This window comes from Nocardioides yefusunii, assembly GCF_004014875.1.
Classification (GTDB): domain Bacteria; phylum Actinomycetota; class Actinomycetes; order Propionibacteriales; family Nocardioidaceae; genus Nocardioides; species Nocardioides yefusunii.
Map to the genome: position 1 here is coordinate 2,884,804 of NZ_CP034929.1, position 23,498 is coordinate 2,908,301.

General features: G+C 67.5%; 22 protein-coding genes and 3 tRNA genes. 5 read left to right on the top strand and 20 right to left on the bottom strand.

The window, feature by feature from the left end:
* Positions 1 to 68: 68 nt before the first annotated feature.
* The 4 genes from EOV43_RS13235 to rplJ form a co-directional block, all read right to left on the bottom strand.
* Positions 69 to 3,926 carry a DNA-directed RNA polymerase subunit beta' gene (locus EOV43_RS13235; protein WP_128221713.1) on the bottom strand — a complete coding sequence of 1,286 codons (3,858 nt, stop codon included), beginning with the start codon at positions 3,924 to 3,926 and terminating at the stop codon, positions 69 to 71.
* Between the two features lie 20 nt (positions 3,927 to 3,946).
* Positions 3,947 to 7,510, bottom strand: coding sequence for a DNA-directed RNA polymerase subunit beta (rpoB, locus tag EOV43_RS13240; RefSeq protein ID WP_128221714.1), 3,564 nt, complete (start codon positions 7,508 to 7,510; stop codon positions 3,947 to 3,949).
* Positions 7,511 to 7,914: 404 nt separating this feature from the next.
* Complete coding sequence (gene rplL / locus EOV43_RS13245) at positions 7,915 to 8,298, bottom strand: 50S ribosomal protein L7/L12 (protein ID WP_128221715.1); 384 nt, start codon at positions 8,296 to 8,298, stop codon at positions 7,915 to 7,917.
* A gap of 80 nt (positions 8,299 to 8,378) precedes the next feature.
* Positions 8,379 to 9,011: a 50S ribosomal protein L10 gene (rplJ, locus tag EOV43_RS13250; RefSeq protein WP_128221716.1), complete on the bottom strand. Its 633-nt coding sequence runs from the start codon at positions 9,009 to 9,011 to the stop codon at positions 8,379 to 8,381.
* Positions 9,012 to 9,281: 270 nt separating this feature from the next.
* On the opposite strand from rplJ, the gene EOV43_RS13255 reads away from it, so the two are divergent.
* Positions 9,282 to 10,277, top strand: a complete 996-nt coding sequence (locus EOV43_RS13255; protein WP_164878665.1) for a DnaB-like helicase C-terminal domain-containing protein — start codon at positions 9,282 to 9,284, stop codon at positions 10,275 to 10,277.
* Positions 10,278 to 10,351: 74 nt separating this feature from the next.
* Here EOV43_RS13255 and rplA read toward each other — a convergent pair whose 3' ends face one another.
* The 5 genes from rplA to EOV43_RS13280 all read right to left on the bottom strand — a co-directional run bounded on the left by rplA (position 10,352) and on the right by EOV43_RS13280 (position 13,053).
* On the bottom strand, positions 10,352 to 11,074 hold the full coding sequence (gene rplA / locus EOV43_RS13260) for a 50S ribosomal protein L1 (RefSeq protein ID WP_128221718.1): 723 nt from the start codon (positions 11,072 to 11,074) through the stop codon (positions 10,352 to 10,354).
* Between the two features lie 83 nt (positions 11,075 to 11,157).
* A complete protein-coding gene (gene rplK / locus EOV43_RS13265; protein ID WP_128221719.1) occupies positions 11,158 to 11,586 on the bottom strand; it encodes a 50S ribosomal protein L11 in 429 nt (142 codons plus the stop codon).
* A 220-nt stretch (positions 11,587 to 11,806) separates the two neighbouring features.
* Entirely contained in the window at positions 11,807 to 12,583 is a 777-nt protein-coding gene (nusG, locus tag EOV43_RS13270; protein ID WP_128221720.1) for a transcription termination/antitermination protein NusG, read from the bottom strand.
* Positions 12,584 to 12,648: 65 nt separating this feature from the next.
* On the bottom strand, positions 12,649 to 12,888 hold the full coding sequence (secE, locus tag EOV43_RS13275; RefSeq protein ID WP_128221721.1) for a preprotein translocase subunit SecE: 240 nt from the start codon (positions 12,886 to 12,888) through the stop codon (positions 12,649 to 12,651).
* Between the two features lie 92 nt (positions 12,889 to 12,980).
* Positions 12,981 to 13,053, bottom strand: a tRNA-Trp gene (locus tag EOV43_RS13280).
* 124 nt (positions 13,054 to 13,177) lie between these two features.
* Here EOV43_RS13280 and EOV43_RS13285 point away from each other — a divergent pair.
* From EOV43_RS13285 to EOV43_RS15885, 4 genes are all read left to right on the top strand, one after another.
* Positions 13,178 to 14,407, top strand: a complete 1,230-nt coding sequence (locus EOV43_RS13285; protein WP_128221722.1) for a pyridoxal phosphate-dependent aminotransferase — start codon at positions 13,178 to 13,180, stop codon at positions 14,405 to 14,407.
* A 109-nt stretch (positions 14,408 to 14,516) separates the two neighbouring features.
* Positions 14,517 to 15,548 (top strand): adenosine deaminase, encoded by a 1,032-nt coding sequence (locus tag EOV43_RS13290; RefSeq protein WP_128221723.1) that lies wholly within the window; start codon positions 14,517 to 14,519, stop codon positions 15,546 to 15,548.
* Between the two features lie 101 nt (positions 15,549 to 15,649).
* On the top strand, positions 15,650 to 16,024 hold the full coding sequence (locus EOV43_RS13295; protein ID WP_128221724.1) for a hypothetical protein: 375 nt from the start codon (positions 15,650 to 15,652) through the stop codon (positions 16,022 to 16,024).
* A 34-nt stretch (positions 16,025 to 16,058) separates the two neighbouring features.
* Positions 16,059 to 16,565 carry a DUF4190 domain-containing protein gene (locus EOV43_RS15885; RefSeq protein WP_128221725.1) on the top strand — a complete coding sequence of 169 codons (507 nt, stop codon included), beginning with the start codon at positions 16,059 to 16,061 and terminating at the stop codon, positions 16,563 to 16,565.
* 21 nt (positions 16,566 to 16,586) lie between these two features.
* Here the strand turns inward: EOV43_RS15885 and EOV43_RS13305 are convergent, their stop codons facing one another.
* The 11 genes from EOV43_RS13305 to EOV43_RS13355 form a co-directional block, all read right to left on the bottom strand.
* A complete protein-coding gene (locus EOV43_RS13305) occupies positions 16,587 to 17,669 on the bottom strand; it encodes a UDP-N-acetylmuramate dehydrogenase (RefSeq protein WP_239022129.1) in 1,083 nt (360 codons plus the stop codon).
* Positions 17,670 to 17,747: 78 nt separating this feature from the next.
* Positions 17,748 to 18,173: a MaoC/PaaZ C-terminal domain-containing protein gene (locus EOV43_RS13310; RefSeq protein WP_128221727.1), complete on the bottom strand. Its 426-nt coding sequence runs from the start codon at positions 18,171 to 18,173 to the stop codon at positions 17,748 to 17,750.
* Positions 18,170 to 18,613 carry an FAS1-like dehydratase domain-containing protein gene (locus tag EOV43_RS13315; protein WP_128221728.1) on the bottom strand — a complete coding sequence of 148 codons (444 nt, stop codon included), beginning with the start codon at positions 18,611 to 18,613 and terminating at the stop codon, positions 18,170 to 18,172. Before EOV43_RS13315 ends, EOV43_RS13310 begins: the two co-directional genes overlap by 4 nt.
* Before the next feature lie 70 nt (positions 18,614 to 18,683).
* The gene (gene rpmG / locus EOV43_RS13320; protein WP_056682466.1) at positions 18,684 to 18,854 is read right to left on the bottom strand and encodes a 50S ribosomal protein L33; all 171 of its coding nucleotides are present in this window, start codon (positions 18,852 to 18,854) and stop codon (positions 18,684 to 18,686) included.
* A 95-nt stretch (positions 18,855 to 18,949) separates the two neighbouring features.
* Positions 18,950 to 19,023, bottom strand: a tRNA-Met gene (locus tag EOV43_RS13325).
* A gap of 40 nt (positions 19,024 to 19,063) precedes the next feature.
* Positions 19,064 to 19,136, bottom strand: a tRNA-Thr gene (locus EOV43_RS13330).
* 94 nt (positions 19,137 to 19,230) lie between these two features.
* The gene (locus EOV43_RS13335; protein ID WP_128221729.1) at positions 19,231 to 20,640 is read right to left on the bottom strand and encodes an amidase; all 1,410 of its coding nucleotides are present in this window, start codon (positions 20,638 to 20,640) and stop codon (positions 19,231 to 19,233) included.
* Between the two features lie 76 nt (positions 20,641 to 20,716).
* Positions 20,717 to 21,421, bottom strand: a complete 705-nt coding sequence (locus tag EOV43_RS13340) for an LrgB family protein (protein ID WP_128221730.1) — start codon at positions 21,419 to 21,421, stop codon at positions 20,717 to 20,719.
* Positions 21,414 to 21,785, bottom strand: coding sequence for a CidA/LrgA family protein (locus EOV43_RS13345; RefSeq protein WP_128221731.1), 372 nt, complete (start codon positions 21,783 to 21,785; stop codon positions 21,414 to 21,416). The genes EOV43_RS13340 and EOV43_RS13345 overlap by 8 nt, the downstream gene beginning before the upstream one ends.
* Complete coding sequence (locus EOV43_RS13350; RefSeq protein ID WP_239022130.1) at positions 21,782 to 22,450, bottom strand: DNA-3-methyladenine glycosylase I; 669 nt, start codon at positions 22,448 to 22,450, stop codon at positions 21,782 to 21,784. The genes EOV43_RS13345 and EOV43_RS13350 overlap by 4 nt, the downstream gene beginning before the upstream one ends.
* Before the next feature lie 28 nt (positions 22,451 to 22,478).
* A complete protein-coding gene (locus tag EOV43_RS13355; protein WP_128221732.1) occupies positions 22,479 to 23,495 on the bottom strand; it encodes a pirin family protein in 1,017 nt (338 codons plus the stop codon).
* Positions 23,496 to 23,498: the final 3 nt, after the last annotated feature.

Consider the following 23,498-nt stretch of genomic DNA (forward strand, 5'->3'; position numbering starts at 1 on the left):
CCACCGAAGTGGAACGGACCCTGCGGACCTGACCGGACCGGCGGCTTTCACCGCCGGTCCACGTCGACTCAGTTCTGGTAGGAACCGAAGTCGAAGTCGTCGAGAGCAACGGCCTGGCCGGTGCCCTGTCCGAAGTCGTAGTCGTAGTCGTAGCCGGTGACCTGGTAGGCAGCCGCGCGGGCTTCCTCGGTCGGCTCGACGCGGACGTTGCGGTAGCGCTCGAGGCCGGTACCGGCCGGGATGAGCTTACCGATGATGACGTTCTCCTTGAGGCCCAGCAGGCTGTCCGAACGGCCGTTGATGGCCGCGTCGGTCAGGACTCGGGTCGTCTCCTGGAAGGAGGCGGCCGAGAGCCAGGACTCGGTGGCGAGCGACGCCTTGGTGATACCCATGAGCTCTGCACGGCCGGAAGCCGGGCGGTTGCCCTCGGAGACCACGCGACGGTTCTCGACCTCGAAGATCGAACGGTCGACCAGGTCGGACGGCAGCAGATTGGTGTCACCCGACTCGATGACCGTCACGCGACGGAGCATCTGGCGCACGATGATCTCGATGTGCTTGTCGTGGATGGCCACACCCTGCGAGCGGTACACGCCCTGGACCTCGTCGACGAGGTGCTGCTGCGCACGACGAATACCGAGGACGCGGAGCACCTCCTTCGGGTCCGGAGTACCCGAGGTCAGCTGCTGGCCGACCTTGATGTGGTCGCCGTCGGCCACCGCGAGGCGGGAGCGCTTGGAGACCGGGTACTCGATCTTGTCGGAGCCGTCGTCCGGGGTCACGATGACCTTGCGCGACTTGTCGGTCTCCTCGATCTCCACGCGGCCAGCGGCCTCGGAGATCGGGGAGACACCCTTCGGGGTACGAGCCTCGAAGAGCTCGACGACACGCGGGAGACCCTGCGTGATGTCGTCTGCCGACGCCACACCACCGGTGTGGAAGGTACGCATGGTCAGCTGGGTACCGGGCTCACCGATGGACTGGGCCGCGATGATGCCGACGGCCTCACCGATGTCGACCAGCTTGCCGGTGGCCAGCGAACGGCCGTAGCACTTCGCGCAGGTACCGGTGTGGGCCTCACAGGTGAGGACCGAGCGGACCTTGACCGTGGTGATGCCGGCCTCGATCAGCTCGCCGATCTTGACGTCACCCATGTCGTCACCGGGGCCAGCGAGCAGCTCGCCGGTCTCCGGGTGCAGGACCTCGCCAGCAGACGAACGGGCGTAGGCCGCGGTCTCGGCGTTCTCGTGCTTGACGACGGTGCCGTCCTCGAGACGCTCACCGATGACCTTGACCAGACCACGCTCGGTACCGCAGTCCTCCTCACGGATGATGACGTCCTGCGAGACGTCCACCAGACGACGGGTCAGGTAACCCGAGTCAGCGGTACGAAGCGCGGTGTCGGCAAGACCCTTACGGGCACCGTGGGTGGAGATGAAGTACTCGAGGACGGACAGACCCTCGCGGAAGTTCGCCTTGATCGGGCGCGGGATGATCTCGCCCTTCGGGTTGGCCACGAGGCCACGCATACCGGCGACCTGACGGATCTGCATCATGTTTCCGGATGCGCCCGACTCGACCATCACGAAGATCGGGTTGGCCTTGTCGAAGTTCTTCGCCATGGCGTCGGCGACCTGGTTGGAGGCCTCCGTCCAGATCTCGATGAGCTCCTGGCGACGCTCGTCGTCGGTCACGAGACCGCGCTCGAACTGCTTCTGGACCTTCTCGGCCTTGGCCTCGAAGCCGGAGAGGATCTCCTTCTTCGACTCCGGAGCCGTCACGTCGTCGATCGACACGGTGACACCCGAGCGGGTGGCCCAGTGGAAACCGGCGTCCTTGAGAGCGTCCAGCGAGGCAGCGACCTCGACCTTGGTGTAACGCTCGGCAAGGTCGTTGACGATGCTGCCCAGACGCTTCTTGCCGACCTCTTCGTTCACGAACGGGTAGTCGATCGGAAGGGTGTCGTTGAACAGCGTGCGACCCAGCGTGGTCTCGACGGTGGCAACGGCCGGAGCCTCGCCCACGGCGGAGACGTAGTCGTTGAGGCGGATCGTGACCGGGGACTGCAGCGTGATCTCACGACGGTCGAAGGCCATGATGGCCTCGGCCTGCGAGGAGAACTGACGTCCCGTGCCCGGCTGGTCCTTGCGGTCCGTCGTCAGGAAGAACAGACCGATGATCATGTCCTGGGTAGGCATGGTGACCGGTCGGCCGTCGGACGGCTTCAGGATGTTGTTGGTCGAGAGCATCAGGATGCGAGCCTCGGCCTGAGCCTCCGACGACAGCGGCAGGTGGACTGCCATCTGGTCACCGTCGAAGTCAGCGTTGAAGGCCGTGCAGACCAGCGGGTGCAGCTGGATCGCCTTGCCCTCGATCAGCTGGGGCTCGAACGCCTGGATGCCGAGACGGTGCAGCGTGGGTGCACGGTTGAGCAGCACCGGGTGCTCGGTGATGACCTCTTCGAGGACGTCCCAGACCTCGGCACGGACACCTCGCTCCACCATGCGCTTGGCCGACTTGATGTTCTGCGCGTGCGACAGGTCGACGAGGCGCTTCATCACGAACGGCTTGAAGAGCTCGAGTGCCATCTGCTTGGGCAGACCACACTGGTGCAGCTTCAGGGTCGGGCCCGAGACGATGACCGAACGACCCGAGTAGTCGACGCGCTTGCCGAGCAGGTTCTGACGGAAACGACCCTGCTTGCCCTTGAGCATGTCGGAGATCGACTTCAACGGACGGTTGCCGGGGCCCGTGACCGGGCGACCGCGACGGCCGTTGTCGAAGAGGGAGTCAACAGCTTCCTGAAGCATGCGCTTCTCGTTGTTGACGATGATCTCCGGTGCACCGAGGTCGAGCAGTCGCTTGAGTCGGTTGTTGCGGTTGATCACGCGGCGGTACAGGTCGTTGAGGTCGGAGGTCGCGAAGCGGCCACCGTCCAGCTGGACCATCGGGCGCAGGTCCGGCGGGATGACCGGAACGGCGTCGAGAACCATGCCGATCGGCTGGTTGCCGGTCTTGCGGAAGGCGTCGACGACCTTGAGACGCTTGAGGGCGCGGACCTTCTTCTGACCCTTGCCGGTGGCAATGGTCTCGCGAAGGTTCTCCACCTCCTGGGCGATGTCGAAGTCCTGGAGACGCTTCTGGATCGCCTGGGCGCCCATGAAGCCCTCGAAGTACTTGCCGAACCAGTTCTTCATCTCGCGGTACAGGATCTCGTCGCCGAGAAGGTCCTGGACCTTGAGGTTCTTGAACGTGTTCCAGATCTCCTCGAGACGGTTGAGCTCCGTCTCGGAGCGCTTGCGCAGCTGCGCCATCTCGCGCTCCGCGCCGTCCTTCACCTTGCGGCGCTGGTCGGCCTTGGCACCCTCGGCCTCGAGAGCTGCGAGGTCTTCCTCGAGCTTCTTGGCACGGTCGTCGATCATCGCGTCGCGACGCTTCTCGAGACGCTCGCGCTCCAGGGAGACCTTGTTCTCCAGAGCGGTCATGTCGCGGTGACGCGCGTCGGTGTCGACGGACGTGATCATGTACGCCGCGAAGTAGATGACCTTCTCGAGGTCCTTCGGGGCGAGGTCGAGCAGGTAGCCCAGACGCGACGGAACACCCTTGAAGTACCAGATGTGGGTCACGGGGGCAGCGAGCTCGATGTGGCCCATGCGCTCACGGCGCACCTTCGAGCGGGTGACCTCAACGCCACAACGCTCGCAGATGATGCCCTTGAAGCGCACGCGCTTGTACTTGCCGCAGTAGCACTCCCAGTCCCGGGTGGGACCGAAGATCTTCTCGCAGAAGAGGCCGTCACGCTCGGGCTTGAGCGTGCGGTAGTTGATCGTCTCCGGCTTCTTCACCTCGCCGTGGGACCACTCGCGGATCGAGTCCGCGGTGGCCAGGGAGATCTGAAGCTGGTCGAAGAAATTGACGTCGAGCACTGTGTTGTTTCCCTACCTTCTCAGACTTCTTCGACGGAGCTGGGCTCACGACGGGACAGGTCGATGCCAAGTTCCTCAGCGGCACGGAAGACGTCGTCCTCCGCGTCCTTCAACGAGATCGGGGAACCGTCCTGCGACAGCACCTCGACGTTGAGGCAGAGGGACTGCATCTCCTTGATGAGAACCTTGAACGACTCGGGAATACCGGAGTCGGGGATGTTCTCGCCCTTGACGATGGCCTCGTAGACCTTGACGCGACCGGGCACGTCGTCGGACTTGATCGTGAGCAGCTCCTGGAGCGCGTAGGCAGCGCCGTACGCCTCCATCGCCCAGACCTCCATCTCACCGAAGCGCTGGCCACCGAACTGGGCCTTACCGCCGAGCGGCTGCTGGGTGATCATGGAGTACGGACCGGTCGAACGCGCGTGGATCTTGTCGTCGACCAGGTGGTGGAGCTTGAGGATGTACTTCCAGCCCACCGCGACCGGCTCGGGGAACGGCTCACCGGTGCGACCGTCGAAGAGACGGGCCTTGCCGGTGGAGTCGATCAGGCGGACACCGTCACGGTTCGGCAGGGTCGCGTTGAGGAGACCGACGATCTCGTCCTCACGCGCACCGTCGAAGACCGGGGTGGCGACCTTGGAGCCGGGCTCACCGGTCGCGGCGCCGATCTTGATCAGACGCTGCTTCCACTCGGAGTCAGCCGGGTCGCCGGACAGGTTGAGGTCCCAACCCTGGGTGGCGAGCCAACCGAGGTGGAGCTCAAGGATCTGACCGATGTTCATACGACGCGGAACACCCAGGGGGTTCAGCATCACGTCGACCGGGGTGCCGTCCTCCATGAAGGGCATGTCCTCGATCGGGAGGATCTTGGCGATGACACCCTTGTTGCCGTGACGACCGGCGAGCTTGTCACCGACGTTGATCTTGCGCTTCTGGGCCACGTAGACGCGGACCAGCTGGTTGACGCCCGGGGGAAGCTCGTCGCCCTCTTCGCGGTCGAAGACGCGGACGCCGATGACCGTTCCGGTCTCACCGTGCGGGACCTTCATCGAGGTGTCGCGAACCTCGCGCGCCTTCTCACCGAAGATCGCACGGAGCAGGCGCTCCTCCGGGGTCAGCTCGGTCTCACCCTTGGGCGTGACCTTGCCGACGAGGATGTCACCGGTCGAGACCTCGGCACCGATGCGGATGATGCCGCGCTCGTCGAGGTCGGCCAGACCCTCCTCGGAGACGTTCGGGATGTCCCGGGTGATCTCCTCGGGTCCGAGCTTGGTGTCGCGCGCGTCGACCTCGTGCTCCTCGATGTGGATCGAGGTGAGGAGGTCCTGCTGCACGATGCGCTCGGACAGGATGATGGCGTCCTCGTAGTTGTGGCCCTGCCACGACATGAAGGCGACCAGGAGGTTGCGACCCAGAGCCATCTCGGCACCGTCGGTGCAGGGACCGTCGGCGATCGGCGAGCCGACCTCGACGCGGTCACCCTCACGCACCAGCGGGCGCTGGTTGATGGCGGTGCCCTGGTTGGAGCGCTTGAACTTCTGCAGCTTGTACGAGGAGTACGTGCCGTCGTCGTTCATGGTCTCGACGAGGTCGGCGGAGACCGACTTCACGACACCGGCGTAGTCGGCGACGACCACGTCACCGGCGTCGACAGCGGCGCGGTACTCCATGCCGGTACCGACGATCGGCGCGTCGCTCGTGATGAGCGGGACGGCCTGACGCTGCATGTTGGCACCCATGAGTGCACGGTTGGCGTCGTCGTGCTCGAGGAACGGGATCAGCGCGGTTGCGACCGACACCATCTGGCGCGGGGAGACGTCCATGTAGTCGACGTCCGCGGCCAGGACCTCGGAGACCTCGCCGCCCTTGGTGCGAACCAGGATGCGGGGCTCGATGAACTTGCCGTTCTCGTCCATGGCCGCGTTGGCCTGGGCGATGACGTAGCGGTCCTCGTCGTCAGCGGTGAGGTAGTCGATCTTGTCGGTGACGACACCCTCGACGACCTTGCGGTACGGGGTCTCGACGAAACCGAACGGGTTGATACGACCGAACGACGCGAGCGAACCGATCAGACCGATGTTCGGGCCTTCCGGCGTCTCGATCGGGCACATACGACCGTAGTGCGACGGGTGGACGTCTCGGACCTCCATGCCGGCGCGGTCGCGGGAGAGACCACCCGGGCCGAGGGCGGAGAGACGACGCTTGTGCGTCAGGCCCGCGATCGGGTTGGTCTGGTCCATGAACTGCGACAGCTGGGAGGTTCCGAAGAACTCCTTGAGCGCAGCGACGACCGGACGGATGTTGATCAGGGACTGCGGCGTGATCGCCTCGACGTCCTGGGTGGTCATGCGCTCACGCACGACGCGCTCCATGCGGGCAAGACCCGTGCGGAGCTGGTTCTGGATGAGCTCGCCGACCGAACGCATGCGGCGGTTGCCGAAGTGGTCGATGTCGTCGGCGTAGACCTTGACCGGCTTCTCGTCCGGGCCGATGACGACAGCGCCGTCGGCACCGACGAGGTCGGTGGGCTCGGTGGTGATGCCGGCAGCGTGCAGCTGGACGACGTAGCGGATCGCCGCGACGATGTCCTGGATGGTCAGCGTCTGGTGGTCGAACGCCTCCTCCAGACCCAGCTTCTTGTTGATCTTGTAGCGACCAACCTTGGCGAGGTCGTAACGCTTCGGGTTGAAGTAGTAGTTCTTCAGAAGCGTCAGTGCAGCCTCGCGCGTGGGCGGCTCGCCCGGGCGGAGCTTGCGGTAGATGTCGAGGAGAGCGTCCTCGGGGCCGACCGTGTTGTCCTTCTCCTCGGTCAGCTGGATCGACTCGTACTGACGGAGCTCGGCCATGACCGTCTCGTAGTCGTACGCCTCGCCCTCGTAGTCCTCCTCCTGCGCGACGGCCTGGAGGGCCTTGAGCAGGACGGTGACGTTCTGCTTGCGCTTGCGGTCGAGGCGGACGCCGACGAGGTCGCGCTTGTCGATCTCGAACTCGAGCCAGGCACCGCGGGACGGGATGACCTTGGCGGTGTAGATGTCCTTGTCAGAGGTCTTGTCGGCGGCGCGCTCGAAATAGGCGCCCGGCGAACGGACCAGCTGGGAGACGACGACACGCTCGGTGCCGTTGATGATGAAGGTGCCCTTGCGGGTCATCATCGGGAACTCGCCCATGAACACGGTCTGGGCCTTGATCTCGCCCGTGTTGTTGTTCATGAACTCGGCCGAGACGTAGAGCGGTCGGGAGTAGGTGAAGTCCTTCTCCTTGCACTCCTCCTCCGTGTACTTGGGGTCCACGAAGACGGGGTTCTCGAAGCTCAACGACATGGTGTCGTTGAAGTCCTCGATGGGAGAGATCTCCTCGAAGATCTCTTCGAGACCAGACTTCTCCGAGACGTCGTCGCCAGCTGCCTTGCGTGCTGCGACGGTCTCCTGCCAGGCCTCGTCGCCGATCAGCCAGTGGAAGCTGTCGGTCTGGAGAGCCAGGAGAGAAGGAACCTCGAGAGGCTCGTTGATCTTTGCGAAAGAGATGCGACGGGGATTACCAGCGGAGCTGCGCGTGGCCAAGATGTGCGTCCTTCGAATCATCGCTGAAGGTGAGTCACGCCGCCGACCACTCGGCACCCCTCCGGCAGGGTGCGAGCATATGAGGGCAGGCGCAAAGACTAAAAGTAGCGCATCGATCCACGGGTCGCAAATGCATACGAGACCCAGTTCGTCCAAATCTGGACGGCTCCTGCCCCGAGCGGGGCGGTGCGGGTGTCGCTGGGCACGACTATGACCCGAGAGCCGGGGCAAGGTCAAGCGGACGCGTCCCCCGGGAGTGCTGGCACTTCAGGCTCACAACGTCAACCCCGCGACTCGACGACAGTACGGTGCCACCCGCACCCAGGAGGGGCGCTGACACGCCCCGAAATACGCCGAAGGCGGCCACCCCGCGAGGGGTGACCGCCTTCGAACAATGCTCAGATGAGCAAGGAATCAGCGAGAGATCACTTGAGGGTGATCGTGGCGCCGGCGCCCTCGAGGGCTTCCTTCGCCTTCTCAGCAGCGTCCTTGGCAGCACCCTCGAGGATCGCCTTGGGGGCGGACTCCACCAGCTCCTTGGCCTCCTTGAGACCGAGACCGGTGATGGCGCGCACCTCCTTGATGACGTTGATCTTCTTGTCGCCAGCGGCCTCGAGAATGACGTCGAACTCGTCCTTCTCAGCAGCGGCCTCAGCGGCGCCACCGGCGGCCGGAGCGGCAGCAACGGCAACGGGGGCAGCGGCGGTGACGCCGAAGGTCTCCTCGAACTCCGAGACGAACTCGGACAGCTCGATGAGGGTCATCTCCTTGAAAGCCTCAAGGAGCTCTGCGGTGGTGAGCTTCGCCATGATGGGCGATTCCTTCCGTTCATTGGCCAGTCGCGATTTCAGCGACCGACCGGGGTTTCAGGTGGTGGTTCGCCTGAGAATCAGGCGTCGGCCTCAGCAGCGTCGGCGGCTTCCTCGACGGGAGCCTCCTCGGCGGCCGGGGCCTCCTCAGCAGCGGACTCGGCCGGCGTGCCGGCACCACCTGCGAGGATCGAGGGGTCCTGCTCGGCCTTCGCCTGCAGGGCGCCGGCAAGGCGGGCGGCCTGGGAGAGCGGGGCGTTGAGCAGGTAGACGGCCTGCGACAGGGAAGCCAGCATTGCGCCAGCCATCTTGCCGAGGAGCACCTCACGCGACTCGAGGTCGGCAAGCTTGCCGATCTCTGCAGCGTCGAGGATGTTTCCGTCCAGGACACCGCCCTTGATGACAAGAGCGGGGTTTGCCTTGGCAAAGTCACGCAGACCCTTGGCAGCCTCGACGACGTCACCCTCGATGAAGGCAATGGCGGTCGGGCCGTTCAGCAGGTCGTCGAAGCCAGTGATGCCAACCTGGTTGGCAGCAATCTTGGCCAGCGTGTTCTTGACCACGGCGTAGTTGGCGTTCTCGCCGAGGGAGCGACGCAGTTCCTGCATCTGCTTCACGGTGAGACCGCGGTACTCGGTCAGCACAGCGCCGTTGGAACCGTTGAACGAGTCAACGATGTCCGCGACGGCTGCTGCCTTTTCTGGCCGCGCCATGGGTCTCCTTCCGGACTACGCTTGAAGACGTGCCGGCTGCTGGCCCGGAAACGACGAACGCCCCGGGCGTAGATGCCCAGGGCGTGTGAACTCGAAAGTTCTGGCTCTGATCACCTACGCGGGCCGTCCGCTGCTGCGGAACCTTCGGAAGTGATCTCTAGCGAGTCACGACCACCGGCGGTCTCTGGTTACGAGAAGTGACACTACCGGGGGTGGGGCAAGGTGCCAAATCGCCAATAATCCAGTACGCCTGGTGCTGGAATCTCCCCCGTGGACCCCAAGCTCTCGTCGCTCAACGCCGTCCTGGACCGCGTCGACTCCCGCCTGCTCAATCCCGCCGCCGACGTCCGGCTCTGGTCGACAGGGTTCCCGCTGCTCGACGACGCTCTCGGAGGCGGCCTCCGTGCCGGCACCCTGAACCTGCTGGCCGGCAGTCAAGGTGAGGGCAAGACGACCTTCGCCCTGCAGCTCGCCCGCGACACCGTCCGCGCCGGCCAGCCGGTGCTGTTCTTCTCCTTCGAGCTCGAGGCCGAGGTGCTGCTGCAGAAGCTGCTCGCCTCCGAAGCAGCCGAGTGTGCCGATGAGGCACCCGCGACCGTCTACCAGGTCCGGGCCGCCTTCGAGGGCACCGACGGGATCGCCGGCGGACTCGTCGAGCGCCTCGGGCGCCTCCCCGGCGGGCTCGACGCCCTCTCGCGGGTGAGCGAGTACTCCGAGCACCTGATGATTCACCGCTCCACCACGCTCTCGACCCGCTTGGAAGACGTGCACGCGATCGCTCGCGACGTCGCGCAGCAGGCTGGCAAGCCGCCGCTGATCGTCGTCGACTACCTGCAGAAGGTACGCCCCACCGAGGACATGGACGAGGAGGCCGCGGTCACCCTGGTGACCGAACGCCTCAAGGACATCGCCATCGACCTCAACTGCCCGGTGCTGGCCATCTCTGCCGCCGACCGCGCTGGACTCGAGCCGGGCCAGCGAATGCGTGCCCGCAACCTCAAGGGCTCCACCGCACTGGCCTACGAGGCCGACGTCGTGCTGATCCTGGCGAACAAGGCCGACATCGTGGCCCGCCACCACCTCATGTACTCGGCCAACAACGGCGAGCACTTCCGCAACTACTCCGTGCTGACGGTGGAGAAGAACCGTTCGGGACGCACCGGCGCGGAGGTCGAGTTCCTCAAGCAGTTCGCCTCGGGCCGTTTCGTCCCCGAGGGCAAGGTCGTCAGCGAGGACCTCGTCGACGAGCGCGTCTTCACCGAGTAGCCGGACAGGCAGAAATGCCGAAGGGCCGGCCACCCCAGTGGGGTGACCGGCCCTTCGCAGGTTCCGTGGAGGAATCAGGCCTCAGCGGCCTCGTCCTCGACGGTCACGTTCTTCACGCGGTTGGGGTCGACGAGAACGCCGGGGCCCATCGTGGTGGAGAGAGCGATCTTCTTGATGTAGCGGCCCTTGGAGCTGGCCGGCTTGAGACGCAGAACCTCTTCGAGAGCAGCCGCGTAGTTCTCCGCCAGGGCGGTCTCCGAGAAGGAGGCCTTGCCGATGATGAAGTGCAGGTTGGCGTGACGGTCGACGCGGAACTCGATCTTGCCGCCCTTGATGTCGTTGACAGCCTTCGCGACGTCGGGGGTCACGGTGCCCGTCTTCGGGTTCGGCATGAGGGAGCGGGGGCCGAGGACGCGACCGAGGCGACCGACCTTGCCCATCATGTCGGGGGTGGCAACAACGGCGTCGAAGTCGAGCCAGCCGCCGGCAACCTTCTCGATGAGCTCGTCGCCACCGACGAAGTCAGCGCCGGCCTCGCGGGCGGCCTCTGCCTTCTCAGCGTTGGCGAACACGAGGACGCGGGCGGTCTTACCGGTGCCGTTCGGCAGGTTGACGGTGCCGCGAACCATCTGGTCGGCCTTGCGCGGGTCGACACCCAGGCGCATGACGACGTCAACGGTCTCGTCGAACTTCTTCTTGGAGTTGGCCTTGGCAAGCTTGATGGCGGCCAGCGGGGCGAAAATCTCGTTCTTGTCGAACGATGCTGCCGCCGCGCGGTAGGTCTTGCTGCGCTGCATGTCTGGTTACTCGTTTCTGTCCAGTGTGGTCGATGAGCCAGCGCGGCTCTGCCACGGGGTGTTGATCAGGAAGGGGATGAAAATCAGTCGGTGGTGATGCCCATGGAACGGGCGGTACCCTCGACGATCAGCATCGCGGCCTCGATGTCGTTCGCGTTGAGGTCGGGGAGCTTCGTGGTGGCGATCTCGCGGACCTGGTCCTTGGAGAGCTTGCCGACCTTCTCGGTGTGCGGGGTGCCCGAACCCTTGGCGACGCCAGCGGCCTTCTTGATCAGCTCGGAAGCCGGGGGGGTCTTCGTGATGAAGGTGAAGGTGCGGTCCTCGTAGATGGTGATCTCAACGGGGATCACGTTGCCACGCATGGACTCGGTCTGGGCGTTGTACGCCTTGCAGAACTCCATGATGTTGACACCGTGCGGACCGAGGGCGGTACCGACCGGCGGAGCCGGGGTCGCGGCGCCAGCGTTGAGCTGAACCTTGACCAGGGCTGCGATCTTCTTCTTGGGAGGCATGTCGGGTTCCTTAAGAATTGGTACGTCGTGGTCTTGTCGAGCCACACCGGGATGCCTCCCGGAGCAGTTCTGCCACCTGGGTGTTGCTCACGCCGCCCGAGGGCGACGATGGCGGGGTGCCGTATGCACGGCAACGCCGACCGCCTGCCAGTCTCGCAGATCTTCCCGGGGAAGACCTATTCGACGTGGCTGGCGGCCGGCGCATAGCCGGAGCAGTGCGTCAGACGCGCTGGATCTGGCTGAAGCTGAGCTCGACCGGGGTCTCGCGGCCGAAGATCTCGACGAGCGCCTTGACGCGCTGGGTGTCGCCGTTGATCTCGGTGATCGTGGCGTGCAGCGTGGCGAACGGACCGTCGACGACCATGACGGAGTCGTCGACGGAGAAGTCGGCGACCTCGACGGTCTTCTTGACCGGCTGGGCGTGACCGCCGGTGGCCTTGGCCTCCGCGATCTGGGCCTCGGCCTCGGCCTGGGCGACGAACGACGGGGCCAGCATGTCCTCGACCTCGGTCATCGACAGCGGGACCGGGTTGTGGGCGTTGCCGACGAAGCCGGTCACGGACGGGGTGTGGCGAACGGTGCTCCACGACTCGTCGGTCAGGTCCATGCGGACCAGGACGTAACCGGGCAGGACGGTGCGGGTGACCATCTTGCGCTGGCCGTTCTTGATCTCGGCGACCTCTTCGGTCGGCACGACGATCTCGTGGATGTAGTCACCCATGTCGAGGGAGGAGATGCGGTTCTCCAGGTTCGCCTTCACACGCTTCTCCATGCCGGAGTAGGTGTGGATGACGTACCAGTCGCCCGGCTTGGCCCAGAGCTCGCGACGGAACGCCTCGAGGGCGTCCTCGGCGACGTCGTCGGACTCGGTCTCGGTCTCGTCGGACTCGACGATCTCGCCGGTCTCGGGGTCGACCTCGGCCTCGAGCGCCTCGGGCGCGTCGATGGGGTCGGTGGGCTCGAGGTCGGCCTCGAACGAGTCGTTCTGCTCAGACACAGTGGTGCTCCGTCGTTGGGATCTACTAGTTGCTGCTTCTGATCATGCTCCACCGGGGAGCAGGATCAGTTCGCTCCGCCGAAGATCCAGAAGGCGAGTCGGCCGAAGCCCAGGTCAAGCAGCGAGACCAGGAGCATGAAGACGAGGACGAAGACGAGCACGACCCAGAAGTAGTTCACGAGCTGCTTCTGCGTCGGCCAGACGACCTTGCGAAGTTCAGCGATGACCTGGCGCAGGAAAACGGCCGGATTGGCCTTGGGAGCGGGCTTGTCGCCCGGCGTCCCCTGAGCGTTGGCTTCCGACACGTTGCCCCTCCGTCGTCCGAGTGGTCTGCTTGCGTGATGCTGCTGCTTACTACCTGCATGGACGCGGCCGCGTGTGCGGTCGTCGTTCTTTGCAGGGCACGAGGGACTTGAACCCCCAACCTTCGGTTTTGGAGACCGATGCTCTGCCAGTTGAGCTAGTGCCCTTCGGAGTATCTCCCCTGAAACCAAACCTGTGTTGGGAAGGCATGGATCAGTGAGCGGGAGTGCCACCGAGCCGGAAGCATACGTGCCTGATGGTCCCGAGTCCAAACGCCCTAGGATGTGGGGCATGACCGAAGCCACTTCCGCCCCTGTCAGCAGCCCGCGCGCCAAGCGCGTCTCGACCCGCGTCGGCGCCATCGCCGAGTCCGCCACGCTGAAGGTGGACGCCAAGGCGAAGGCCCTCAAGGCCGAGGGCCGACCGGTCATCGGTTTCGGTGCCGGCGAGCCCGACTTCCCCACTCCGCCGTACATCGTCGAGGCCGCCGTCGAGGCGTGCCGCGACCCCAAGAACCACCGCTACACCCCCGCCGGTGGTCTTCCCGAGCTGAAGAACGCGATCGTCGCCAAGACCAAGCGTGACTCCGGCTACGAGATCGACGCCTCCCAGGTGCTCGTCACCAACGGTGGCAAGCAGGCCATCTACGAGGCCTTCGCCGCGATGCTCGACCCCGAGGACGAGGTCATCGTCCCGGCCCCCTACTGGACCACCTACCCCGAGGCGATCCAGCTCGCCGGTGGTGTCCCGGTCGAGGTCCTCGCCGACGAGACCCAGGACTACAAGGTCACCGTCGAGCAGCTCCAGGCAGCGCTCACCCCGAAGACCAAGGTCCTGCTCTTCGTCTCCCCCTCCAACCCCACCGGCGCGGTCTACACCGCGGACGAGATCCGTGCCATCGGCGCGTGGGTCCAGGAGAACAACCTCTGGGTGATGACCGACGAGATCTACGAGCACCTCGTCTACGGCGACATCGAGACCGGCTCCATGCCCGTCCTGTGCCCCGACCTGGCCGACTACACCGTCGTCGTCAACGGTGTCGCGAAGACCTACGCGATGACCGGCTGGCGTGTGGGCTGGGTGATCGGCCCGAAGGACATCATCAAGGCCGCCTCCAACCTGCAGTCGCACGCGACGTCCAACGTCGCCAACGTCTCCCAGCGTGCCGCGATCGCCGCCCTGGAGAACGACCTCTCCGCCGTCGACGAGATGAAGGTCGCCTTCGACCGTCGTCGCAAGCTGATCGTCTCGATGCTCAACGAGATCGAGGGCTTCTACTGCCCCACCCCGCTGGGTGCGTTCTACGCCTACCCGTCGGTCAAGGGCATGCTCGGCAAGACCTACGACGGCAAGCTGATCGAGACCTCCGCCGAGCTGGCCGAGTACATCCTCGAGAAGGCCGAGGTCGCCGTGGTTCCGGGCGAGGCCTTCGGGTCGCCGGGCTACCTGCGTCTCTCCTACGCGCTCGGCGACGCCGACCTGGTCGAGGGCATCACCCGCGTCCAGAACCTGTTCGCCTGAGCGTCCGCACAGCACCGTCCCGACGGCCCGGCCCCGCACTCCGCGGAGCCGGGCCGTCGGCCTTCGGTGGCCATTTCCGCAGGTGAGACCTCTGGGCTAGCGTCTCGTCATGGCCCCCCGTGATCTCGCCACGCTCCCCAAGGCGCACCTGCACCTGCACTTCACCGGCTCGATGCGTCACGCGACGCTGCTGGAGCTCGCCGAGCGTGACGGGATCCATCTGCCCGACCAGCTGGTCAGTGCATGGCCCCCGGTGCTGTCTGCCGCCGACGAGAAGGGCTGGTTCCGGTTCCAGCGTCTCTACGACGTCGCTCGGACCGTGCTCCGCACCGAGGACGACGTCCGTCGTCTGGTGCGTGAAGCGGCCGAGGACGACGTCCGCGACGGTGGCCGGTGGCTGGAGATCCAGGTGGACCCGTCGGGCTACGGCGCCCGGTTCGGCGGGATGACGGCGTTCACCGACCTCGTCCTCGACGCCGTCGCCGACGCCTCCCGCGAGACCGGTCTGGGGATGGCCGTCGTGATCGCCGCGAACCGCACCCGACACCCGCTCGACGCCCGATCCCTGGCCCGCCTGGCCGCGCAGTACGCCGACCGGGGCGTCGTCGGGTTCGGGCTCTCCAACGACGAACGACGCGGAACCACGGCCGACTTCGCCGCCGCCTTCGCGATCGCCCGCCGGGCCGGGCTCGCCTCGCTGCCGCACGGCGGTGAACTGCGCGGCCCCGAGCACGTCGTCACCTGCCTGGACGAGCTCGCGCCCGCCCGCCTGGGACATGGCGTCCGCTCCGCCGAGGACCCGCGCGTCCTGGAGCGGATTGCACAGGCAGGCATCGGGCTGGAGGTCTGCCCGGTCTCCAACGTCGCACTGGGCGTCTACCCGTCGCTGGGCACCGTCCCGCTGCCACAGCTGATCGAGGCAGGCGTCCAGGTGGCGCTCGGCGCCGACGACCCGCTGCTCTTCGGATCGCAGTTGCTGAGCCAGTACACGACGATGCGTGCCGCCCACGACCTCGACGACGCGACCCTGGCCGAACTGGCGCGGATGTCGATCCGGGTCTCCCGCGCACCCGACGCGGTCAAGAACGAAGTACTCTCCGACATCGACGCCTGGTCGGCGTCCCACGAAGAGGAGAGCTGATGGGGGAACGACGACGCCCGCTGCCGTCAGAGCTGCCACTGGCGGCACCGCCCGGGGTCAGGGTGACCCGGTACGTGTCCCCAGGAGCCCCTCAGGCGCCCGTGCAGACGTGGAGCCACCCCGGAGGGACCTCGTACTCCCCCGCGTACCCGCAGGCCTCCGCAGCGCTGCTGCCGCGCCCCGTGCCGGCCGTCGGTGAGCACCAGGCCGCACGCCCTGCCCTGGTGGTGGGCATCGCCGCACTCGTGGGCTCGGTGATCGTGGGGCTCGGCCTGCTCTTCGCCCCGTTCGCCTGGGCGATGGGCAGCACCGCAGTGCGCGAGATCGACGCCTCCCACGGCGCCCTGACCGGGCGCAGGGCAGCCAACGCCGGCCGGATCCTGGGGATCGTCGGGACGGCGTTCATGGGGATCGCCCTGCTGGCGGTGCTCGGCCTGGCCGCCCTCGGCACGCTGGCGACCGCCGGCCAGTCCTGAATCCACGCACGAGAAGTCACGGAGCGACGCCACGATGAGCAATCACGACCCCTACGGCCAGGCCCCCTACGGGCAGACCCCCGGCCACCAGGACCCCTACGGCCAGCAGCCTGCCCAGCAGCCCACCCAGCCGTACGGCACGCAGTACGGCGCTCCTCAGTACGGATCGCAGCAGTTCGGCGCACAGCAGTTCGGGGGCCCGCAGTACGGCATGACCCAGCTCCCGCCGCCCCCGCACCCCCGGGCCACCACCGCGATGGTCCTCGGCCTCGTCGGCCTCGTCGGCGGCCTGACCTGTGGCCTGGGCTTCCTGCTCTCCCCGTTCGCCTGGGCCATCGGCAGCCGCACGGTCAAGGAGATCGACGCCTCGAAGGGCCAGCTCGCAGGCCGCGACCAGGCCAACACCGGACGGATCACCGGCATCGTCGGCACGGTGCTGCTGGTGCTCGCGATCGTCGCCTTCATCGCGATGGTGGTCTTCTTCGTCGCCACCACCGAGGTGAGCAGCAGCACCGTCACCAGGGAGTCCTACGACCTCTGAGCAAGCCCGCAGGAGCGGGCCTCAGAGAGTGACGCCGACGAAGACCGGCTCGTTCACCAGACGGACCCCGAAGGCTGCCTCGACGCCGTCGCGGACCGTGCGGGCCAGGACGAGCAGGTCCTCGGTGCTCGCGCCGCCCCGGTTGGTGAGCGCCAGCGTGTGCTTGGTCGACAGGCTGACCCGACCGTCGACGCCGTCGGGCGTGAAGCCCTTCCGGAAGCCGGCATGGTCGATCAGCCACGCTGCGCTGGCCTTGACGGTGCCGTCGGCCTGCGGGAAGCGCGGCGCCCCCTCGGGCAGGGTCGCTGCCTGCTCGGGGCTCAGCAGCGGGTTGGTGAAGAACGAGCCCGCGCTCCAGGTGTCGTGGTCGGCGTCGTCGGAGACCATGCCCTTGCCACGACGCAGACCCAGGACGGCCTCACGGACGGCGACGGCCGGGGCCCGCTCCCCCACCTCGACGCCGAGGGTGCGCGCCAGTTCGGCGTAGGCGACCGGAGCGGCGAGCGAGGCCGTCGGGAGCTGGAAGGTGACCTCCAGGATCAGGTAGCGCTCGGGCTCGGCCTTGAACCGGCTGTGGCGGTAGGAGAAGTCGCAGTCGGCTGCGCTGAAGGTGCGCTGCGTACGCTCGACGCGGTCCCAGGTGCGGACCTGCGCGATCGTCGCGGCCACCTCGGCACCGTAGGCACCGACGTTCTGCACGGGAGTGGACCCGACGGCGCCGGGGATGCCGGAGAGCGCCTCGAGGCCGCTCCAGCCGTTCGCGACGGCCAGGGCGACGAACTCGTCCCACGGCTCACCGGCGGCAGCCTTCACCACGGCACCGCCGCAGGAGGTGTCGCCCGGCTCGACGTCGGAGACCACGCCACGGGTGGCGATCCGCACCACGCGGCCGGAGAAACCGGCGTCGGCGACCACGAGGTTGGAACCACCGGCGACCAGCAGCACCGGGGTACCGGCGGCGTCGGCGTCGGCGACGGCCGCGACGAGCTCGGCCTCGGTGGTGGCCTCGACGTACTCGGTGCCGGGGCCGCCCAGGCGCAGGGTGGTCAGCTCCGACAAGGTCGGGACGGTGTCGTTTCCGCGGAGATCACTGGAGTCGCTCACGAGGTCCATGGAACCAGCAGGGGCCGCCGCGTGCCCAACCAGGCTCGCGACGGCCCCCGAGGTGTGGTTCGGGTGGACTCAGCGCAGGCGCAGCAGGGCCTTCGGCATGCCGAGCACCTTGGTGCCGTCGTGCATCGCGGTCAGGAGCAGCGACACGCGCGTGCCGTCGTCGTCGGTCTCGACCTTCTTGACGACGGCGGTGAACTCGACCTCGGCAGCGCCCTCGGCCGGGACGACGACCGGGTTGGTGAACTTGGAGCCGAACTCCACGACCTCGGCACCGGGGAACCAGTCGGTGACGGCACGGGCTGCGAGGCCGAGGGTCAGCATGCCGTGGGCGATGACGCCGGGCAGCCCCACAGCGAGGGCGACAGCCTCGTCCTGGTGGATCGGGTTCTGGTCACCGGAGGCGTTGGCGTAGGCGACCAGGTCGGCGCGGGTCAGCGCGAAGGTGCGGGGGCCGACGACGTCGCCCTCGGCCGGGAGGGGGGCGACGGTGCTCATGCGGTGGCCTCCGGCTCAGCGTGGGTGGTCTCGTCGGTCGCGCCGCGGTGGACGAGGGTGGCGGTGGCGGTGCAGACGAGCTGGCCGTCGGCGTCGGTGACGGCGCTGGAGGTGCCGATCAGGTCGTTGCCGCCGATCGTGCGCAGGGAGACGACCTCCAGCTGCGCGGTGAGGACGTCACCGACCGCGACAGGACGCGCGTAGGTGAAGCGCTGCTCGCCGTGGACGATGCGGTGCAGCTCGACGCGTTCGGCGTCGAGGAAGGTCTGCATGGCCTCGAAGGCCAGGACGATCGGGTAGGTCGGCGGGACGGCGTCGCCCGAGGGCGTCGAGCCGGAGCCGCCGGTGGCCTGCGCGAAGGACGCGACGGAGGCCTCGGTGACCGCGTGCGGGGCGGTCGCGGGGAAGGTGCGTCCCACGAGGGACTGGTCGAGAGGCATGACCCCAAAATACGTAGCGCCCCACCCGGCAAGCCGGGTGGGGCGCTACTGAAGAGTTAGTTCCGCTGGATCAGCGGGTCTCGCGGTGCGCAGTGTGGGTGCGGCAGCGCGGGCAGAACTTCTTCATCTCCATACGGTCGGGGTCGTTCCGACGGTTCTTCTTGGTGATGTAGTTGCGCTCCTTGCAGTCCACGCACGCGAGCGTGATCTTCGGGCGAACGTCAGAGCTCTTGGAGGCCACGATGAAGTCCTTTGTCGAATACGTTGGGCTGTGCGATTGCCGGTGAGTCCGGCTGACCGGACACTTGCTTCCGGATCAATGGTACTCAGGCTTCGTAGCGAGGACGGGACTCGAACCCGTGACACCACGATTATGAGTCGTGTGCTCTAACCAACTGAGCTACCCCGCCAAGGGTAAGAGAGAGTCATCCTTACGAAATCCTCTCACAGAGCCCCTTTACGGAATCGAACCGTAGACCTTCTCCTTACCATGGAGACGCTCTGCCGACTGAGCTAAAGGGGCAACGAGCAAGAAGATTACACACCCGCGAGGGTGGCACAAAATCGGACGCAGTCACCACTCGCCCCCGAGGCGTCCTGTGCCGCAAAGATGCAGGTCAGGACAGCAAGGAGCGGAAACCGAACGCGTCCTCCCACTGGAGCCCGATCTGGAGCAGGAGGTCGTCGCGCCCCCAGGCCGCGGAGAACTGCATGCCCTGCGGGAGGCCTGTTGAGGTCGTCGCCAGCGGCAGGCTGACAGCCGGGGTACCAGTGGCGTTCTGCAGCGGCGTGAACGCGACCCAGTCCATGAGCCGGCCCATCACCTGCTCGTACGGGGCCTTCGGGTCGAGGTGCCCCAGCAGCGGGGTCTCATGGGCCAGCGTCGGGGTCAGGACGACGTCGTGGTCGACGAAGAGCCGCGCCGCCCAGCGCCTGCTCAGTGCCAGACGCGCAGTGGCCTCAGGGATCCGGAACCACTCCGCCTTCGCCTTCGCCGCGAGGCCCAGCGTGAGGTTGTCGAAGTGCTCCGGATGCCACGAGTCGCGGTGCTGGCGCGGACCGGTGGCCACCACGTAGCCCGACAGGAACGCCCAGTAGCGGAGGAACGCGTCGACGAACCAGTCCGGGGCGATCCTCTCCACGCGCTCGACGTGGTGGCCCAACTCCTCCAGTCGGGCCGCCGTCTCCAGAGTGAGTCGTTCCACCTCCGGGGAGGCGGCATGACCGGCGACCGCCTCGGTGCAGACCGCGATCCGGAGCCGCTTGCCGGGCCCGCCCACGACGTCCCCGATGGGAGCAAGGCCACGTGGACGGTGGATCTTCTCGGCCTCTCGCAGGAACGCGACGGTGTCGCGCACCGACCGGGTCAGGACGCCGTCGGCGATGATCTTCACCGGCAACGACTCGCTCAACTTCTCCGACGGAACACGTCCCCGCGTCACCTTGAGACCGACGAGGCCGTTGACCGAGGCCGGGATCCGGATCGAGCCGCCGCCGTCGTTGCCGTGGGCGAACGGCACCGCGCCGGCCGCGACCAACGCCGCCGATCCCGACGACGACGCACCCGCCGTCCGCGCGAGGTCCCAGGGCGTACGAACCGGGCCCAGACGCGGGTGTTCGCAGGACGCCGAGAAGCCGTGTTCGGGCATCCGGGTGATGCCCAGGACCGTCGTCCCGAGCCGAGTGAAAAGGGACGCGACCGGGCCGTCTGACGTCGCGGCGCTGGCGGCGAACGCGTCGGTCCCGTGGCGCGTCGGGAGCCCGGCGACGTCGACGTTCTCCTTCAGCAGCGTCGGCACCCCGGCGAAGAAACCGCTGGCCAGAGGCCCGTTCCTGAGCCGGCGGAGGGCTCGTTCGGAGTCGTCGATCGCCAACGCTCCGAGCTGGGGCGCGACTGCTGCGATCCGGTCCCGGGCCGCCTCGGCGACCTCCACCGGACTCACCTCGCCAGCGTTCAACCGTTCGACCAGACCGACCGCGTCGAGGGTGCCCAGGGCGTCGTCGCGGACCGCGTTCACCTGTTCCATCCCCCGGACGTTAGGGCCTCACAGCAGGACGCGCCAGAGCCCCGCAGCGCTCCCGCGGAGACGGTCGGAATCGCCTTCAGCGGACGAGCAGGACCACCGGAATCAGCACACTGGTGAGCAACGCCGTGAGCCCCATCGCGAGCCCGGAGAACGCGCCCTCGGTCTCGTCGTCGGACAACGAACGCGAGGTCCCGACCCCATGGGAGGAGGCCCCCATCGCCAGGCCCCGGGCCCGACGGTCAGTGATCCGGGCCCACGTCATGAGTGTCGGGGCGAGGACTGCACCAAGGATGCCAGCGGTGACCGTGACCACCGCCGTCAGCGCCGGGACGCCGCCGATCGTCTCCGAGAGGGCGATCGAGACCGGGGTGGTGGCTGCCTTGGGTGCCATCGTCGCAGCCAGTTCCTCCGAACCGCCCAGCAGGTGCACCAGGCCGTAGGCGGTCGCGATCGAGACCACCGCGCCGATCGGCAACGCGACCAGCATCGGCGCCAGCACCGCCCGTACCCGCGACCACTGGCGGTACAGCGGCAGCGCGAGCGCGACCGTGGCCGGGCCCAGCCAGAACGACACCAGGGTCGCGGCGTCGGCGTAGGCGGCGTAGTCGACGTCCAGCAGCGTGATGCCCGCACCCGTCAGTGCGACCGCCGGGATCACCGGCTGCGCGAGCGGGTGCGCGCCGGTGACGTGCTTGAGCCACAGCCCCAGGCGGTACCCGGCCAAGGTGAGCAGCAGCAGGCTCAGCGGGGAGCGCAGCAGTTCGAGGAGGTCCTCACGCACGAGGTGCCTCCTGGTCCGCGCGCCCACGCCACGCCAGCGCGCCCTGGACGATCCACCCGACCACCAACAGCCCGGCCAGCCACGACACCACCAGCGAGACGCCGAGCGGGAGCGCGTGCTCGCGCAGCACCGTCAGGTAGGCCACGACGCCGACGCCGGCGGGGACGAAGAGCAGCTGCAGGTGCTTGAGCAGGGCCTCGGAGACCCGGACCGTGCCGGAGTCGTCAGCAGGACGGCGCCATGCCAACCAGCCCAGGAGCAGCACCATGCCGACCACCGGTCCCGGCACCGGCAGACGCGTCAGCGCGACCACCACTCCCCCGAGGAACTGGCACAGCAGCAGAACGGTCAGCCCACGGATCATGCGAGCGGGGCCTCCGCGGAGGGGGCAGCACCACGGCTCTGCTCTCGTCCCGCGCCGCGGCGGAAGCAGTCGTGCAGGTGCGGGTCGAACATCCCGGTCGCCTCCATCAGGGCGTGCATGGTGGTGGGTCCCACGAACGTGAACCCGAGCTTCTTCAGGGCCTTCGACATCGCCACCGACTCCGGTGACGTGGTGGAGGCCTGCGGCTCGACGCTACGCGCGGGCGTGAACGAGCTGAGCAACGCCTCCAGGCCACCCTGCCGGCCCCAGTGAGGGTGCTCACGCAGCGCCACCGTGGCCCGGGCGTTGACCACCGCGGCCCGGATCTTGGCGCGGTTGCGGACGATCCGGGCGTCGCTCATGAGTCGATCCTCGTCGGCGGGCGTGAACGCTGCGACCGCGTCGACGTCGAACCCGGCGAAGACCTCGCGGAACGCGTCGCGCTTGGCCAGGATCGTGCGCCAGCTCAGGCCAGCCTGGAATCCCTCCAACGTCATGCGTTCGAACCAGGCGCTCTCGCCGCCGAGCGCGACCCCCCACTCGGCGTCGTGGTACTCGCGTTCCATCGCCGAGCCCGACGCCCACGGGCAGCGCAGCAGGCCGTCGTCGCCCTCGACACTGCGCGGGGCAGCAGCGAGGGCGTCGACGCGTCCTTGACCGGTCACCGACAACTCACGAGCGCGGACGCAGGACTCACGAGCGGGGGCGCAGGCGCACGCCCGGCATCACCGGCGCCGGGATCGGCGGCAGGTGCATGTCGGCGACCAGACCGAAACGGCCGTCCGTCATGAGCGTGGAGTCGTCCACCGGGGTCCCGTCGGGCACACCGGCGGTGACCTGGGCCTGCCACTCCGCGCGCGCGGTCTCGATCTCGTCCTGGGTGCGTCCCACGAAGTTCCACCACATCAGGATCTCCTCGCCGAACGGCGGACCGCCGATCACCACGAGGCGCACCGGGGCGTCCCCGGCCCGCAACGTCACCGTGCAGTGGCCGGTGCCGAGGTAGAGCAGTTCGGCGCGCGCGACCGGGTTCTCACCGCCGCGGTGAGTGACGGTGAGTTCGCCGTCGTCGAGCAGGAAGCCGTGCTCGAAGGTGTCATCGAGGGGTACCTCGAGGCTCGCGCCGGCGTCGAGCAGGATCTCCGCGCCCAGCAGCGGCGTGAAGGTGTGCACCGGCGACGTGTCACCGAGCAGGGAGCCGAGGAAGACGCGGGCCTCCCAGCCGTCCCCGGTCAGCGCGGTGGGCACGTGGTGCTGGAAGCCGGGGTCGGTGGCGCGGTCCGCGTCGGGCAGGGCCACCCACATCTGGACGCCGTGCAGCACCTCGGTGCCGGGCATCGAGATCTCCGAATGGCTGATCCCGCGTCCACCGGTCATCAGGTTGCACTCGCCGGGACGCACGATCTCGTGGACGCCGGTGGAGTCGCGGTGCTCGATCTCGCCGGTGAAGAGCCACGAGACGGTCTGCAGACCGATGTGCGGGTGCGGCGGGACGTTCATCCCGCCGCTCTCGTCGACGAGGTCGGGGCCGTAGTGGTCGAGGAAGCACCAGGCGCCGATCAGGGAGCGGCTGCGTGCCGGGAGGGTGCGACGCACCTTCATCGCGCGCAGGCCGCCGAGCGGCACCTCGCGCGGCGGGACGAGTTCGACGACGACGTCCTCACCGCAGGCGAGAGCGTCGGCCTGCGGGCTGCGTTCGGGGTTGCTCATGGT